1 protein-coding gene is annotated in these 451 nt (G+C 72.7%); it reads right to left on the minus strand.

Annotated features, from left to right (window positions below; genetic code table 11):
• Window positions 1-451: hypothetical protein (locus C1I98_RS42465; RefSeq protein WP_158558426.1), on the minus strand; the 451-nt coding region annotated here is incomplete at both ends.

The raw sequence follows: 451 nt of genomic DNA on the forward strand, positions 1-451 counted from the left end.
GAGGGGGAGGAGGCCGAGGGAGTCGCGGACCATGGTGCGGAGGGATTCGTCGGTGCGTTTGGCTTCTTGGCCGTCGGCCACGAGGGCCTGGGCGCGGGTTTCGAGGAGGTGGCCGAAGAGGCGGGCCTCCTCGACGATGCGGTTGGCGAAGTGGCGGTTGAGGAGGTGGTCGCGTTCGGCGCCGGTGAGGGTGCCGTCGCCGTCGAAGTCGCCCTTTTGGAGGGCGGGGCCGCCGGTGAGGTCGGGGATGGTGTTGAGGGCGGCGCGCATGTGTTCGGCGTGGGCGCGGACCAGCAGGTCGAAGGCGGCTTCGTCGCGGTTGACGAAGGCGAGCAGGCGGTCTAGGCGTTCGGCGGAGAGGGTGCCGAGGCGGCCGTGGTTGACGAAGACGTCGGTGAGGGCGCCGATGCGGGCCGCGAGGGCGGCGGCGAGGGGGTGGCGCAGCGGGGCG

It is taken from the genome of Spongiactinospora gelatinilytica, assembly GCF_003236385.1.
GTDB classification, from domain to species: domain Bacteria; phylum Actinomycetota; class Actinomycetes; order Streptosporangiales; family Streptosporangiaceae; genus Spongiactinospora; species Spongiactinospora gelatinilytica.